Origin of the sequence: Stenotrophomonas sp. CCNWLW57, assembly GCF_037203925.1 — a bacterium.
Taxonomy (GTDB): Bacteria; Pseudomonadota; Gammaproteobacteria; order Xanthomonadales; family Xanthomonadaceae; genus Stenotrophomonas; species Stenotrophomonas rhizophila_A.
Window position 1 is genome coordinate 531174 of the sequence record NZ_JBBCBJ010000002.1, and the last position, 15920, is coordinate 547093.

Genomic DNA, 15920 nt, shown 5'->3' on the forward strand with positions numbered 1-15920 from the left:
GGCGGAGGAGCTGAACGTGTTCACGGCGTAGGGACCCCGTACAGGCCATGGCGGGCGATGTAATCGGCGACCGGCGGTGGCAGGAGCCCGCGCCAGTCCCCGTCGGCGGCGATCCGCTCCCGCACGGCCGTGGCGGATTCGTTGCGCAGCGGGGCGTGCAGGCGCAACACTCGCCCTGCGGGGGCGCTGAACAGCGCCTTGTCGGTGTCTGCCCAACGCCCCTCCAGCGCCTGCTGCAGCGGGGCCGGCAGGGCCTGCTCCAGCGAGCTTCCCGGGCGGTCGGCCACGATGAAGTGCGCCAGCTCGAACAGGTCCTCCCACTGGTGCCAGCTGGGCAGGCCCAGCAGGCTGTCGGCGCCTACCAGCCAGGCGATGGGCTGGCGCGCGCCCAACTCGGCACGCAGCTCGCGCAGCGTGTCGACGGTGTAGGAAGGGGTCGCCGGCTGGCGCTGGGCGCGTTCCAGCTCGCGCCGGTCCAGCAGCAGTCCCGGCTCATCGCCGATCGCCAGCGCCAGCATCTCCGCCCGCTGGGCGGCATTCGCACCGGGGGCCTGCCGGTGCGGCGGATCGGCCGCCGGCAGCAGGCGCACTGCGACCTGCAACTGGTCGCGCGCCGCCCGCGCGATGGCCAGGTGCCCCAGGTGCACGGGGTCGAAGGTTCCACCGTAATGGATGCGCAGGCCCACGGGGCTCAGGCGCGCGCGAGCAGGCGTACCGCGCGCGCTTCGGCCACGGCCACCAGCAGCCGCTCCAGGCCCAGCCACGCATCGCCGTCGGCGCGCCCCTTGGCCATGCGGTCCACCAGCCCGGCCTCAGCGACGAAGCGCTCCCAGCGTTTGGCTTCCGGGTGCCGCTGCAGCGCGCGTTTGAACGGCGCCTGGCGCGATTCCCAGATGCCGCGGCTCTTCATTTCGGCCGCCAGGTTGCCACCGCGCGCCTGCACCCTGGCCAGCGCGGCGGTGGACAGCATCTCGCGGATCACCATCGGCATCAGCGCGGCCACCGCCTCGCCTTCGCCGCGCAGCCCGGCCAGCATGCGCAGCACCGCCGCCGGTTGCCCGGAGAACGTGGCTTCCAGCAGGCGGAACACGTCGTAGCGGGCGGCGTCGGCCACCAGCGATTCCATGGTGTCCACATCCAAGGTCTGGCCACTGGCCAGCAGCGCCAGCTTGTCGATTTCCTGCGCGGCCGCCAGCAGGTTGCCCTCCACCCGCTCGGCCAGCCGCTGCACGGCGGCCGGGTCCGCGCGCAGGCCCTGCTGGCGCAGGCGGCGTTCGATCCAGTCCGGCAGCTCGTGCGGCTTGATCGCCCAGGCCACCGACAGCACGCCGACGCGGCTCACCGCCTCGGCCCACTTGCCCTGGTGCGCCTTGCTCCATTCGTTGCAGGTGATCAGCAGGATCACGTCCGGCGCCGGGTTGGCGCAGAACTGGCTGATGACCTCCCCACCCTCCTTGCCCGGCTTGCCGGTCGGCAGGCGCAGCTCCACCAGCCGGCGCGCACTGAACAGGCTGGGGGCATTGAAGGTGGCGTCGAGCTGGTTCCAGTCGAAATCGCGGCCGTCGGCATCGAACACTTCGCGTTCGCTGATGCCGTCGGCGCGGGCCCGCGCACGCACTGCATCGGCCGCTTCCAGCACGCGCAGCGTTTCCGGCCCGGCAATCAGGTACACCGGCGCCAGGGCCTGGCTGGCCGGCTGGCTGGCAAGCTGTTCGGGGCGCAGTTCCATCGTGCGGCCGGTCCGCCAGGCGGGCCGGTCAGCCGCCCTGCGGCGGCTTGACGGCCGGCACTGCGGCCGGAGGCGTGGTCGACGGCGTGGTCGACGGCACGCCGGCAGGCGCCGCTGCCGGATCGGCGGTCGGCTTGGCCGGCGGGTTGAGCCGCCCGCGCTCCAGCTCGGCACGCACAACACTGTCAATGCGGCGCATGATCGACGCCGACATCTCACGGCGCAGCTCGTCGGCCAGGATCTCGCGTTCGGTGGTGGTACCGGTGGAATCGGTCGGCGGCGAGACGTAGTCGCGCGACAGCTCGATGACCTGCTGCGGGACCAGGTCGCTGCCGTCTTCGCGACGGAACACGAAGATCACCGCGTAGCGGAGGCTGAACTCCTGTGCGCGGCCCTGGGCATCGATCGCGATGGGCAGGTCGCCCCAACGCTCGGACAACACCTGCAGCTGCGCGGCCGGTTCCTTGCTGTCGGCGTCGGCAAGCGTCGCGCCCGATGCCTGCAGGCCACGCCGGAGCAGCTTGGCCAGTTCGCTGTAGGGCGCCGTGGAGACCACCTTCACCGCCGCCGTATCGGCCGGCAGCATCAGCTTGTTGCGCAGGTGGAAGCCACAGCCGGCGAGGGTAGCGGTAAGAACAAGGGCAAGCAGGAATCGGGTCATGTTCACAGTCTGGAGGAGCCGGGCGAAGCCGGCAACAGAAAAATGGATGCCGATACGATGCCCGACCCTGCGTGAACGAAGCACGTAGAGCGGGGCTTACCCCGCCACGATGTTCACGATCTTGCCCGGCACGATGATGATCTTGCGCACGGTCAGCCCGTCCAGGAACTTCGCCGCATTCGGCTCGGCCAGGCCCAGTGCCTCGATCTGGTCGCGCGCGGCATCGGCAGCCACCTCGATGGTGCCACGCAGCTTGCCATTGACCTGCACGGCCAGGGTCACCGCATCACGCACCAGCGCGCCGGCATCGGCCTGCGGGAACGGCTGGTCTTCCAGCAGCGTTTCGCCATGGCCCAGCAGCTGCCACAACGCATGGCTGGCATGCGGGGTGATCGGGTTGAGCAGCAGCACGGTGGCCTGCAGCGCTTCCTGGCGGACCGCACGGCCCTGGTCGGAGCTGTCATCGAACCTGGCCAGCGCGTTCATCAGCTCCATCACCGCGGCGATGGCGGTGTTGAAGCTGTGGCGGCGGCCGTAGTCGTCGCCGACCTTGCCGATGGTTTCGTGGGTCTTGCGGCGCAGCGCCTTCTGTTCGGCGGTCAGCGCCGCCAGGTCCAGCGCCGGGGCAATCCCCTCGTCCGCATGCTTCTGCACCTGCGTCCACAGCCGGCGCAGGAAGCGCGCCATGCCGTCCACACCCGCTTCGTTCCACTCCAGCGACTGTTCCGGCGGTGCGGCGAACATCGAGAACAGGCGCACGGTGTCGGCGCCGTAGCGGCTCACCATGGCCTGCGGGTCCACGCCATTGTTCTTGGACTTGGACATCTTCTCGGTGCCGCCGATCTCCACCGGCTGGCCATCGGCGATCAGCACCGCGCCGGTGACGCGGCCACGCTCGTCGCGCCGCACGTCCACGTCGGCCGGGTTGATCCAGTCCTTGGACCCGTCCGGGTTCTGGCGGAAGTAGGTATCGGCGATGACCATGCCCTGGCACAGCAGGTTCTGCGCCGGCTCGTTGCTGTCCACCATGCGCGCATCGCGCAGCAGCTTGTGGAAGAAACGGAAGTACATCAGGTGCAGGATCGCGTGTTCGATGCCACCGATGTACTGGTCCACCGGCAGCCAGTAGTTGCCGCGCTTGTCCACCGCGTCACGGGCACCCGGGGAGGTGTAGCGGGCGTAATACCAGCTAGATTCCATGAAGGTATCGAAGGTATCGGTCTCGCGCTCGGCAGCGCCACCGCAATCGGGGCAGGTGGTCTTGCGCCATTCCGGATCGGCCTTGATCGGCGAACCGGTGCCGACGAAGTTGACGTCTTCCGGCAGTACCACCGGCAGCTGTTCTTCCGGCACCGGCAACGCGCCGCACTTGGGGCAGTAGATCACCGGAATCGGGCAACCCCAGTAACGCTGGCGGCTCACGCCCCAGTCGCGCAGGCGGTAGTTCACCCGGCGCTGGCCCTGGGCCTTGCGCTCGAAGCGTTCAGCCAGCGCCTCGAAGGCGCCCTGGAAATCCAGGCCATCGAATTCGTCGGAATTGACCAGCTCGGTCTCGCGGGTCTTGTCGCCGTACCAGTCCTGCCAGTTGCGCGGGTCGTAGGCGGTTTCGTCCTTGCGCGGCGACTTCAGCGCGATGACCTGGCGGATCGGCAGGTCGTACTTGTTGGCGAATTCGAAGTCGCGCTGGTCGTGCCCGGGAACGGCCATGACCGCGCCGGTGCCGTAGCCCATCAGCACGAAGTTGGCCACCCACACCGGCACCTGGGCGCCGGTGACCGGGTGCACCGCGCGCAGGCCGGTGTCCATGCCGCGCTTTTCCTGGGTTTCCAGCTCAGCCTCGGACACGCCGCCCTGCTTCATCTCGGCCAGCAGCGCGGCCAGCGCCGGGTTCGACTTCGCCGCATGCAGGGCCAGCGGATGCTCGCCTGCGATCGACACGAAGGTAACGCCCATCACCGTGTCCGGGCGGGTGGTGAACACGCGCACCGAATCCAGCGCGCTGCCGTCGGCATCGCGCACGTCGAACTGGATCTCCAGCCCTTCGGAGCGGCCGATCCAGTTGCGCTGCATGGTCTTGACCGATTCCGGCCAGCCCGGCAGTTCATCCAGGCCGTCCAGCAGTTCCTGGGCGTAATCGGTGATGCGCAGGAACCACTGCGGAATCTCGCGCTTCTCCACCAGCGCGCCGGAGCGCCAGCCACGGCCGTCGATGACCTGCTCATTGGCCAGCACGGTCTGGTCGACCGGGTCCCAGTTCACCACCGCGTTGCGGCGGTAGGCCAAGCCCTTGCGCATCAGCCGGGTGAACATGCGCTGTTCGTGCACGTAGTATTCGGGCGTGCAGGTGGCGAACTCGCGCGACCAGTCGATCGCGTAGCCCATCGACTTGAACTGCCCACGCATGTGTTCGATGTTGGCGTAGGTCCACTTGGCCGGCGCGGTCTTGTTCTTGATCGCCGCGTTCTCGGCCGGCAGGCCGAAGGCATCCCAACCCATCGGCTGCAGCACGTTGTGCCCGGTCATCCGCTTGTAGCGGCTGATCACATCGCCAATGGTGTAGTTGCGCACATGGCCCATGTGCAGCGCGCCCGACGGGTACGGCAGCATCGAAAGGCAGTAGTACTTCGGCTTGTCCGAGGCCTCGCTCACCTCGAAGGCGCGCGTGGCGTCCCAGAACTTCTGGGCGGCGGATTCAACCTGCTGCGGATCGTATACGTTGGGTTCGACGCTGGTCATGGAAAACACAGTTGCGGCGGCAAAGCGGCACAGCGTACCGCAGTGCGGCAAAGGGCTCCAATCATCGACGCTACGGATACGGGACTGGAATGGCATCCCGTTGATAAATCAAGGAATTACCCATTTCCGGATTATCTACAACGGTCATCCCGCGCGCGCACCCGCGTGGATTGCGGCCGAATCCGCCAGTTCAGTCGTGGCGGACCTTGCTGGCCACTGGCAGCGCCGCCGCCAGCCACACCGCCCAGGCAACGAAGGCTACGCGCTGCGCGACCGGCGCCGGAATGACCGCCTGCAGCACGAAGGCACCCACCAGTACGGCCAGTCCCGCAGACACGTGCAGTGCCGCCAGCCGCCCCCAGCCCGGCAGGCGCCGCGCTCCGAAGCCGGCCATCAGTGCGCCCGGCACGAACGCAAGCACCCAGACCATCCACGCGCTGGCGTGGAACTGGCTGGCCGGGCTCTGGATGTCGGTGGGATCCAACGGCAGCACGCCCATCGCGGCGAAGGCCAGCCCGGACAACACCAGCATCTGCCCGCCCACCCGCATCGTCCACGGCGCGGTGACCGGCACCCGCGCCAGCAGGCGCACGGCCACCACCGCGGCCAGCAGCCCGGGCAACACGAAGCCAAGCAGGTCGAAGGCCACCGCGTGCGGCACCCCGGTCGCACCCAGCAGCGCCACCGGGTGCCCCAGTGGCAGGTAGCCCGGCAGTAGCGCGCCAAAGCCCAGCACCGAGGCCAGGAACAGCACCGCAGCCAGGGCGCCCAGCAGTGGATCGAAACGTTGCAGTGTCTTCATGCGGCCATTCTCCGCCAGCGTGGCGCCATCGCCTATAGGGCAACGCCGACCGATTGGGGTTGCTTCTCGATATCGCCGGCACCATACACTGCGTACATCTTTATCGTTGATCTTCCGACCATGAGCGAACTGCCCCACGTCTTTGACGCCACCACCGAAACCTTCGAAGCACAGGTGCTGCAGAAGTCGCTGCAGACCCCGGTACTGGTCGATTTCTGGGCCACCTGGTGCGAGCCCTGCAAGACCCTGGGCCCGATGCTGGAAAAGCTGGCCGGCGAGTACAACGGCGCGTTCGAGCTGGCCAAGGTCGACGTGGACAAGGAGCAGCAGATCGCGGCGGCCTTCCAGATCCGCTCGGTGCCCACCGTGTTCCTGGTCAAGGGCGGCCAGCTGGTGGATGGCTTCCCCGGTGCGATCCCCGAAGGCCAGCTGCGCGAGTTCCTCACCCAGCACGGCATCAGCCCCGCCGAAGCTCCGGAAGCTGCGGCTGATGAGCCCGCACCCCTGGACCCGCAGGCCCGCGTGGACGTGCTGCGCGCCGGCATCGCCGCCGAGCCGGACAAGGAGGAGCTCAAGCTCGACCTGGCCCTGGCCCTGCTGCAGACCGGCGGCACCACCGAAGCCAGCGCGTTGATCGATGCCCTGCCGGCCAACCTGTCCACCGACGACCGCGCCGTGCGCGCCCGCGCCCGCCTGGATTTCGCCAAGGCCCTGCAGGACGCCCCGGCACCGGAGCAGCTGGACGCGCGCATCGCGGCCGATGGCGGCGACCTGCAGGCCCGCCACCTGCGCGGCGTGCAGCAGCTGCTGGGCGGTGAAGACGAAGCCGCGCTGGAGCAGTTCCTGGCCATGTTGCGGAAAGACGGCAGCTACAGTGACAACCTGCCGCGCAGACTGCTGATCGATGCCTTCAAGGTCATCGACGACGCCGCGCTGGTCGGTCGCTACCGCCGTTCGATGGCCGCGCTGCTGTTCTGAGCGCGTCCGCCGTTCAGAATCCCTGCACCGGCAGCGGTCAATAATGTGATCGCGGTCTAGTTTTCGACCGCGATCCATTCGGGGGGATGCGGTCTGGCCATGGGGGCCCTACGGCTCGGCCCCGCCTCCAGGGGCACAGATGACCGTGAGTTCGACCCGCTTCCCGCGCCTGCGCGCCCGTTCGATCCGCCTGCTGACGCTGCTGGCGCTGCTGCTGTCCGCCTGCCCCGTGCTGGCCCAGGACTGGACCTACCGGGTCCGCCCCGGCGACACCCTCTGGGACCTGGGCGGGCGTTACCTCAAGCCGGATGTGCCCTGGGCACGCCTGCAGGCGCACAACCGCGTCGCTGACCCTTACCGGCTGCCCCCCGGCACCCCGCTCCGGTTTCCCATCGCGTGGCTGCGCGTGCAGCCTGCGCCCGCCCGGGTGCTGGCCGTGCGCGGCGCGGTGCAGGCCCGGCTGGGCGACAGCGGTGCATTGCGCCCTGTGGTGGAAGGCGAACGGCTGGGCATCGGCACGCACCTGATCACCGGGGCAGATGCCAGCGTGACCCTCGCCTTCGCCGACGACTCGCGCCTGCAGCTGCGCGAGCACTCGCACCTGCGCCTGGACCAGCTCAGCCGTTACGGCCACACCGGCATGGTGGACACCCGCCTGCGCCTGGACCAGGGCCGCAGCAGCAACCGGGTCACCCCCGCCAAGGGCCCGGCCTCGCGCTACATCATCGATGCCCCCACCGCGACCAGCAGCGTGCGTGGCACGCAGTTCCGGGTCAGTGCCGGCGGTCAGGGCCGCATGGCCGCCACCGAGGTACTGGAAGGCAGCGTGCAGGTCGGCAACCGGCGCGGCGAGCGACGGGTTACCCACGGCCAGGCCACCCGCAACCGGGCGCTGGACGCCCGTCCCGACATGCCCGAGGCGCTGCTGCCCGCCCCTGTCCTGGTCCGCACTGGACTGCGCCTGGACCCACTACCGGCCCAAATTGCGTGGGAAACAGTAGCGCAGGCCACCCAGTACCGGGTAGAAGTAGTGCGCGCCGATCAGCCGGAGATCCTCGTGTTCGCCAGGGACACCGCCGACACCACCATGACCGTGCCCGACCTGCCGCCCGGACTGCTGCGGCTGCTGGTGCGTGCGGTCAGTGCCGATGGCGTGGAAGGCCTGGATGCGCAGGCCGATTTCGAAGTGCGCGACCAGCCGGCGCCGCCGCTCACGGTGCGCCCGGTCAATGGCGAAACGATGGCCAGCCCGCGCCCGCGCTTCGAGTGGAGCCAGGTGGAAGGCGCCGCCAGCACCGTGCTGCAGGTTGCCACCGAGCCGCAGTTCCTGCAGCCGGTATTGGAGCAGGAAGGACGCGGCACCCGCGTGCGTGCTGCCGAAGACCTGCCCCCCGGCGACTATTTCTGGCGCGTTGCCTCGCGCGACGGCAACGGACACCGCGGCCGCTTCGGCCAGCCGGTGGCGCTGGGCATCAGTGACGCGCCGGTGGACCCCGGCCTGCAGCCGCCGCAGGCAGCCAGGGGCCAGCTCACCCTGCGCTGGCAGGCAGGCGAACCCGGCCAGCGCTACCGCGTGCAGTTGGACAAGCGTGGCGACTTCGCCCAGCCGCTGCTCGACCAGCAGGTGGACCAACCCGAGGTCACGCTCAAGCGGCCATGGCACGGCACCCTGCACGTGCGCGTGCAGACGATTGATGACGACGGCTACGGCGGCCCGTTCTCGCCTGCGCAGCAGGTCGCGCTGCCCTGCCGTACCTGCTATGGCGCCGGTGCCGGCGCGCTGCTGCTGCTCCTGCTGCTGTGAGGCCGCTCACGCTCTCCTGGCCCCGGCGCATCGTGCTCGCGGTGCTGGTGGGCGCGTTGGCGGCGGCAGCCAGCCACGGGCAGTGGTTCTGGAAGCAGGATGAAGCGATCTACGACGCCTACGTCGGGTCCTGGGAATACACGCCCGATCCGCGCCTGCTGGTGGTGGCCATCGACGACAGCAGCCTGCAGCAGCTCGGCCAGTGGCCGTGGCCGCGTTCGACCCATGCGCGGCTGCTGGACCGCCTGACCGCAGCCGGCAGCCAGCGCGTGGTGCTGGACCTGCTGCTGTCCGAACCGGACCGCCAGGACAGCGCGCAGGATGCCGAACTGGCGGCGGCGATCCGCCGCAATGGGCATGTGGTACTGCCGGTGTTGGCCGCGCCGTCGAGCGGGCCGCGCATGGCCGAGGAACTGCTGCCGATCCCGTTGATCGCCGCCAACGCCTCGATGCTGGGCCACAGCGATGTGGAGGTTGAGGCCGACGGCGTTACCCGCGGGCTGTACCTCACCGCAGGCATCGGCTCACCGCACTGGCCTGCGCTGGGCCTGGCGCTGGCCAACACGCGCGGACCGCTGCCCGGGCTGATCGATACCCGCCCACCGCATGACGCGCCCTACCAATGGCACCGCAACCACTACGTGCGCGTGCGCTTCGCCGGCCCGCCCGATCGCTTCCCGCAGGTGTCGTACGCGGATGTGCTGAACGGCGATGTCGCGCCGGAAATACTGCACGACCGTCTGGTGCTGGTGGGCATGACCGCCAGCGGCATCACCCCGCGCCTGCTTACCCCGACCACCCGCGAGCGCTGGATGAGCGGCACCGAATACCAGGCCAACGTGGCGTCGATGCTGCTTTCCGGCAATGTGATCGGCGTACTGGCGCCCTCGTGGCAGGCAGCCTTGAGCGGGCTGCTGGTGGCGCTGTGCGCGCTGGGCCTGACCCTGCCGCGTGCCGTCGCCAGTGCCCTGCTGGCCCTGCCGCTGGCGCTGCTGTCCAGCTTCGTGCTGCTGCGCGCCGGCGACCTGTGGTTCGCGCCCGCTGCAGCGCTGACCTGCATGCTGGCGGTGATCTGCGCGTGGGTACTATGGCGGATCGGCGCGTGGCGCCGGCAGGCCAACAGCGATGGCCTGACCGGGCTGGGCAACCGCGTGCGTTTCGAACAGACCCTGCAACAGGAACATGATGCCGGCCGCCGCAGTGGTCGTCCGCTGACCCTTGTTCTGATCGACGTGGACCACTTCAAACAGCACAACGACCTGCATGGGCATCATGCCGGCGATGCGGTGCTGCGCCGGATCGCCAACGAGATCCGTGCGCATGCGCGGCGCCCTCGCGACATGGCCGCGCGCTTTGGTGGCGACGAGTTCGCGCTGGTGTTGCCCGATACGACGTCGGAAGGCGCGGTCCAGGTCGTCGAAGACCTGATCGCCGCCGTGCGCGGCATGCACCTGTCGCCCGCCACGCAGCCGCACGCGCAGATCACCCTCAGCGTGGGCCTGTACACCCACATCCCCGATGCCGGCAGCGAGCCGCGTCATTACTTCGAAGGCGCCGACGCAGCGCTGTACCGCGCCAAGGCCGCAGGTCGCGACGGCTACGCCACCGGCGACATGGAAACCGACAATAGCGCGTAGAGCCACGCCCTGCGTGGCTGCTCTACGTTCCGGCACCGCACAACCACGCAGGGCGTGGCTCTACCGTTCCAGACGCGATCAGCCATTCAAGCATGCACTTCGTCACACTCATTCCGGCACTGCGTTGCCGAAGTGATTTCACGACACGCGCGTTCGTTGAATTCCTATACCGCGCCATCACGCCAGCTGCTCCACTTCGCCTACCCCGCGTGTGCGGGTTGGCAAGGAGCTGGACCATGAAAAAGGTGCTGTGGTTGTTGCTGGCGGCGATGCCGATGCAGGCGGTCGCCAACGACGAAGATCCGATTGCATACAAGTGCTACTACTGCACGCCGGATGAGATGGAGGATGTGGCGCTGGCGCAGGGGGTTGGTAGGCACTATGTGTATGACGCGCAGAAGCTGACGATTGTGGGGTACGACGTTGATCTACGGGACGGCGCGCTCAAGGCGGAGTCTTTCGTGGCGGAGGGCTGGCTGCAGACGCAGTTCCTGGGAATGATGTCTCTTTACGATCCCCGCGATGGGGAGATGCGGCATTTCATCAGTGACGTCGCCCTTTTCGCCCCCAATACTGAGCATGGGAGGAGGTATCGTCACCTTTGGGGCCAAGACCTCACAGCCCTCAACCCTCATCACACACAGGCCAGAGAGTCGGTCCGTCGCTACCTCTCCGAGCACAGCGAACTCTCGTTCCTCGACACGTCCAAGAGTGGGGGAAGACTCCTCAAGTTCCACTACGCGGTGAACGGTGATCGCCCAATCGTAGCTTCTATGAACTTCAGAGGTAACGAAAGCAGCTACTCGTACTACTACTTCGATCATGATGCTCGTCGTTGGAGCTATCTCCACAGTTCTCTTCCCCAGGGCTACTCGCTTAATCCGATTCAGGAAAGGAGGCTGGACTTCGCACCGTCAGAGGGCGACACCATCTTTGACTACCGAGCTGGGGACAGCCCCTGGACCGAAGCGTTCATCGAGCGGGCAACATGGGCGAAAATTCCTGTCCATGGCCAGTTGCCCATTTACCAAGCCGTTCGGTTTACATGCAAACGAGCAGCGGATGACATTCAGTGCTACATCAATTGACTGAAGGTCTCAGCTCCTAGAAGCAGCTCGCGCTTCGTCGTCGGTCATGCCTCATCCGGGTAATCACCTTGGTCGGCGGTCGATCGGGATGCGACCGCTACCGGCGGCTCGGCCATTCCGCCATTTCGGCCACTCGGCCATTCGGCCGTTTGGCGGAGTGGCCTATTGGCCGGCCGGGAGGCAGGGCGGGAAAGCGGATTGCGCACCATACGGTTGCGGATGGTAAGCTTTCCGTACCTCCCCTGCCCCTTGCCCGCGCTATGAAAGCCAGCCTGTTCCGCCATGGACTCAATCTGTGGCCGCCGTTTCTGTTTGCCGGCATCCATGTTTCGCAGGTCACGCCCGACTACCGGTTTGTTCGGGTGGAGCTGCGGATGCGGCCGTGGAACAAGAACTATGTGGGGACGCACTTTGGTGGCAGCCTGTTTGCGATGACCGATCCGTTCTGGATGTTGACCGTCATGCAGAACCTGGGGCGCGACTATTACGTGTGGGATCGGGCGGGTGAGATCGAGTTCCTCAAGCCTGGCCGTGGGACGGTTACCGCCGAGTTCCGGCTGGATGAGGCGCTGCTGGATCAATTGCGGGCAGCTACCGCCAGTGGGGAGAAGTATCTGCACTGGTTCAGCAATGACATCGTCGATGCGCAGGGTGAAGTCGTGGCGCGGGTGCGCAAGCAGGTGTACATCCGGTTGAAGCCACAGGCGCGCGTTTGACGTGCAGCCGGTGGAGCGGCAATCGTGATCCAGCCCGTTTCACTGCGGTCAACACAGCATTTCCCGGCAGGACGCGTTCTGTGGTGGCTGGCCGCGTAAACCGGGCCCGGGCCCCGCTACAATGCGCCGATGTCAGCCGAAGCCCCCCATCTCGTACCGCGCCCTTCCCTGCAGCGCCTGTTCCTGACCGGCCTGCTCACCCTGCTGCCGATCTGGTTGACCTGGGTGGTCATCAAGTTCGTTTTCGTGCTGCTCTCGGGCATCAGCAGCCCGGTAGTGGTGCCGTTGTCGGCACAGATCGCCGCCTCGTTCCCGCATTACCTGGGCTGGGTCAAGGTCGAGTGGATGCAGAACGTGTTTGGGCTGCTCGCTACGCTGCTGGTGATCCTGAGCGTGGGCGTGCTCAGCCGGCGCGTGATCGGCCAGCGCCTGCTGCGCTGGTTCGGTGCGGTGATCAAGCGCATTCCACTGGCCAGCATCATCTATGAAAGCGCCAAGAAACTGCTGGACATGCTGCAGACCGAGCCGGGTACCACCCAGCGCGTGGTGCTGATCGACTTCCCGCACCGCGACATGAAGGCGGTGGGCCTGGTGACGCGAGTGATCCGTGAACAGGGCACCGGCCGCGAGCTGGCGGCCGTGTATGTGCCGACCACCCCCAACCCGACTTCCGGGTATCTGGAAATCGTGCCGGTGGAGCTGTTGACCCCGACCGACTGGACGGTGGACCAGGCGATGAGCTTCATCATCTCCGGTGGGGCTGTGGCACCTGAAACCGTGCCGTTTACGCGGGCTGGGGAGCGCTGAATAGGGGGTTGCGGGCTTCGGCCTGCGCTGCGTGGCACACGCATGGCGTGTCTCTACGCTGTATGGGCGGGGCGCTGAGGTGGTTGTGTCCGGCTGAATCAGGCAAGCTCCCGGGTCTGTATAGGATTTACGGAAGCATTCGATGCCCCACCCCGCCCGTGCCCTGGCGCTCGTGATTGCCTCACTGCTGGTCTTCACTGCCGCTGCCCCGGCCGAAGCCGCCAAGAAGAAGGCCAACCGGCCCGCCGCCGCACAGACGCGCCAGGCCAAGCCCAAGGCCAAACCCCGCGCCCGCCCCGCCGCCGCGCCCGCGCGGCAACCGCTGGTGCGCCAGCAGACCAAGGCCGCCCAGCTCGAGCGCATCTACGACGAGTACTGGGACGCCTCGATGCGGCTCAACCCGCTGCAGGCCACCTTCCAGGGCGATGCCCGCCACAACGACCAACTGCCGAACATCCTCTCGGCCGCCTACCGCCAGCAGTCGCATGACTTCACCGAACAATGGCTGGGCAAGGTCGAGAAGATCGGCCCGGACGGCCTCACCGGCCAGGACCTGCTGAGCTACCAGATCTTCGTGCGCGATGCGCGCATGTCGCTGGCTGCCGAGAAGTACCCGGGCTGGATGCTGCCGGTGAGCCAGTACTACAACCTCGGCAGCATCATGGCGATCCTGGGTTCCGGCTCGGGCGCGCAGCCGTTCAACACCGTGCAGGACTACGACACCTGGTCCAAGCGCTCGCTGGGCATTCCGCCGCTGTTCGACCAGGCCATCGCCAACATGCGCGAGGGCATGCGTGCCGGCGTGGTGCAGCCGCGCGACCTGATGGAAAAGGTGTTGCCGCAGCTGGATGCGGTGATCAAGCCCACCGCCGAAGAGAGCATCTTCTGGGCGCCGGTGCGCAACATGCCCGACGATTTCCCTGAAGCAGACAAGGCGCGCATCACCGCCGACTACAAGCGCATGATCGAGTTCCGGCTGATGCCGGCCTACCGCGCCCTGCGTGGCTTCATCGCCACCGAATACCTGCCGGCCACCCGGAAAACCGATGGGCTGTCCGCGCTGCCCAATGGCATGGCGTGGTACACCCAGAACATCGTGCAGAGCACCGCCAGCACGCTCACCCCGCAGCAGATCCACGCGCTGGGCGAACAGCGCGTGGCCAGCCTGCAGGAACAGATTGCGGCGGTGATGAAGGAAAACCGCATCCGTGGCTCGCAGCAGAAGCTGCTGCGCAGCATGCGTACTGACAAGAGCTTCCAGTACGCCACGCCCGATGCGCTGTTGATGCGCTACAAGCAACTGCAGCAGCAGGTAGGCGCGCGCCTGCCTTCGTTGCTGGATACGCTGCCCAAGGCACCGCTGGAAATCCGCCCGGTGGAAGCCGACCGCGCTGCCAGCGCCGCCGCCGTGAGTTACCAGCCGTCGCTGCCCGACGGCATGCGTCCGGCCGTGCTCTACGTGAACACCAATGCCCTGCCCAGCCGCCGCACCTGGTCGGCGCCGGCGCAGTACCTGCACGAAGGTATCCCCGGCCACCACGTACAGCTGGGCCTGCAACAGGAACTGGACAAGCTGCCGCGCTTCCGTCGCCTCGGCGGCGATGTTGCATTCGTCGAGGGCTGGGGCATGTATGCCGAATCGCTGGGTGAGGAACTGGGCGTCTACCAGGATCCCTACGCGCGCATTGCCTACCTGCAGGGTGCACTCACCCGAAGCGCCCGCATGGTCGCCGACACCGGCGTGCATGCGCAGGGCTGGAGCAAGAAGCAGGCGGTGGATTATCTGGTCAAGACGGCGGACATGCCGGCAGAGGATGCCACCGCCGAAGTGGAGCGTTTCATGGCCCTGCCCGGCCAGACCCTGGCCAATGGCCTGGGCGAGCTGAAGATGATGGAACTGCGCGACAAGGCCAAGGCATCGCAGGGTGCGGCGTTCAACCCGCGCCGGTTCCATGCCGAGGTGCTGCGCGATGGCTCGATGCCGCTGGATATCCTGGAAGCGAAGATAGAGCGCTGGCTGGCCGCGCCGGCCACCAGCGAGGCACCGCCGTCGCGTTGAAACGAAGTGCGGGCCGCACTTGCGGCCCGCACTGCAGATCACACGTCGTCGGGCTTGGCGCCGAGCATGTCCTCATCGCCGAAGATCATCAGCCGCATGAACTCATCGCGGAAGAACTTCGCGGCCATTTCCCGGGTCACCTCCGCCATGTCCGGCGCGATCGGCTTGATGTCGTGACCGGGCTCCGGCGGGTTGATGCCGGGCTCCGGTGGGTTGATGGACGGGTCGTCCACCGCGGCCAGCATGCGCTGCATCAGCGTCTGCTTCTGGCCCTCCACCGTAGCGGTGTTGAGGGGCGCCATCGCCCCCAGTTTTTCAAGCATCATCAATCTACTCCAATCGGGGTCAGGGGTAAGGGCAACCGCTTGAGGCGGGCGTCGATCCCGCTCACATAGGCACCGGCGCGCTGGCGCGCGGCCGCTTCCAGTGCATTGGCATCCACGCTGGCTTCCACGGCGGCGGCCATGGCGCCTACCGGGTCCAGTTCAAACAACAACGGACCGGCTTTGAGCATCGGCAACGCCGACCGGGACGCTACTACCTGCACAGGCGGAGCGTCGGCCTTCGTCGCCAGCTGCGCCAGCACGGTTTCGCCCAGTGCGGGCATCAGCTCAGGCACGTACAGCACCAGTCCCGCCTCGGCCGTACCCAGCAACTGCTCGCAGCGACGCACCACCAAGGCCGCGTCCACGCCTTCGGCGGCAAGACTTGCGGAGATCACCTCACGCACCTGGCCGAGTACCGCTTGACGCGTGGCCTGTACGTCGCCCAGCGCGGCCGCCAGCAATGGCACCGCCTCGGCAATGGCGTCGGCGTAGCCCTGCCCATGCGCGCACACGCCGCGAGGTTGGCCGCCTGGGTGGCCTGGGCCGGTGTCAGCGTCGAGAAAGGCCATCGCCGCGC

The 15920-nt window shown here is 67.6% G+C and carries 14 protein-coding genes; 7 read left to right on the forward strand and 7 right to left on the reverse strand.

The features are described 5' to 3' along the window. Positions 1-20 precede the first annotated feature (20 nt). The 5 genes from nadD to V9K91_RS07265 all read right to left on the reverse strand — a co-directional run bounded on the left by nadD (position 21) and on the right by V9K91_RS07265 (position 5928). The gene (gene nadD, locus V9K91_RS07245) at positions 21-686 is read right to left on the reverse strand and encodes a nicotinate-nucleotide adenylyltransferase (protein WP_095363493.1); all 666 of its coding nucleotides are present in this window, start codon (positions 684-686) and stop codon (positions 21-23) included. A 5-nt stretch (positions 687-691) separates the two neighbouring features. Beyond that, positions 692-1729, reverse strand: coding sequence for a DNA polymerase III subunit delta (holA, locus tag V9K91_RS07250; RefSeq protein WP_093533420.1), 1038 nt, complete (start codon positions 1727-1729; stop codon positions 692-694). 28 nt (positions 1730-1757) lie between these two features. Further along, complete coding sequence (lptE, locus tag V9K91_RS07255; protein WP_093533421.1) at positions 1758-2390, reverse strand: LPS assembly lipoprotein LptE; 633 nt, start codon at positions 2388-2390, stop codon at positions 1758-1760. 96 nt (positions 2391-2486) lie between these two features. Then, positions 2487-5126, reverse strand: coding sequence for a leucine--tRNA ligase (gene leuS / locus V9K91_RS07260; protein ID WP_249832879.1), 2640 nt, complete (start codon positions 5124-5126; stop codon positions 2487-2489). Positions 5127-5316: 190 nt separating this feature from the next. After that, entirely contained in the window at positions 5317-5928 is a 612-nt protein-coding gene (locus V9K91_RS07265) for a DUF998 domain-containing protein (protein ID WP_210130789.1), read from the reverse strand. Between the two features lie 120 nt (positions 5929-6048). Here V9K91_RS07265 and trxA point away from each other — a divergent pair, with 120 nt between their 5' ends. The 7 genes from trxA to V9K91_RS07300 all read left to right on the forward strand — a co-directional run bounded on the left by trxA (position 6049) and on the right by V9K91_RS07300 (position 15017). Next, positions 6049-6906, forward strand: coding sequence for a thioredoxin (trxA, locus tag V9K91_RS07270; protein WP_068853552.1), 858 nt, complete (start codon positions 6049-6051; stop codon positions 6904-6906). A gap of 139 nt (positions 6907-7045) precedes the next feature. Then, positions 7046-8710, forward strand: coding sequence for a FecR domain-containing protein (locus V9K91_RS07275; RefSeq protein WP_249832881.1), 1665 nt, complete (start codon positions 7046-7048; stop codon positions 8708-8710). Next, positions 8707-10347: a CHASE2 domain-containing protein gene (locus V9K91_RS07280; RefSeq protein WP_336443239.1), complete on the forward strand. Its 1641-nt coding sequence runs from the start codon at positions 8707-8709 to the stop codon at positions 10345-10347. The genes V9K91_RS07275 and V9K91_RS07280 overlap by 4 nt, the downstream gene beginning before the upstream one ends. Positions 10348-10583: 236 nt before the next feature. Continuing rightward, positions 10584-11435, forward strand: a complete 852-nt coding sequence (locus tag V9K91_RS07285) for a hypothetical protein (RefSeq protein WP_095363499.1) — start codon at positions 10584-10586, stop codon at positions 11433-11435. A gap of 260 nt (positions 11436-11695) precedes the next feature. After that, positions 11696-12151 (forward strand): DUF4442 domain-containing protein, encoded by a 456-nt coding sequence (locus tag V9K91_RS07290; protein WP_095363500.1) that lies wholly within the window; start codon positions 11696-11698, stop codon positions 12149-12151. Between the two features lie 129 nt (positions 12152-12280). Further along, positions 12281-12958, forward strand: coding sequence for a DUF502 domain-containing protein (locus V9K91_RS07295; protein ID WP_095363501.1), 678 nt, complete (start codon positions 12281-12283; stop codon positions 12956-12958). 142 nt (positions 12959-13100) lie between these two features. Next, the gene (locus V9K91_RS07300; protein ID WP_095363502.1) at positions 13101-15017 is read left to right on the forward strand and encodes a DUF885 family protein; all 1917 of its coding nucleotides are present in this window, start codon (positions 13101-13103) and stop codon (positions 15015-15017) included. Between the two features lie 38 nt (positions 15018-15055). On the opposite strand, the gene V9K91_RS07305 is transcribed toward V9K91_RS07300, so the two are convergent. Next, positions 15056-15343 (reverse strand): hypothetical protein, encoded by a 288-nt coding sequence (locus tag V9K91_RS07305; protein WP_141236233.1) that lies wholly within the window; start codon positions 15341-15343, stop codon positions 15056-15058. Continuing rightward, positions 15343-15912 carry a hypothetical protein gene (locus V9K91_RS07310; RefSeq protein ID WP_336443238.1) on the reverse strand — a complete coding sequence of 190 codons (570 nt, stop codon included), beginning with the start codon at positions 15910-15912 and terminating at the stop codon, positions 15343-15345. Before V9K91_RS07310 ends, V9K91_RS07305 begins: the two co-directional genes overlap by 1 nt. Positions 15913-15920: the final 8 nt, after the last annotated feature.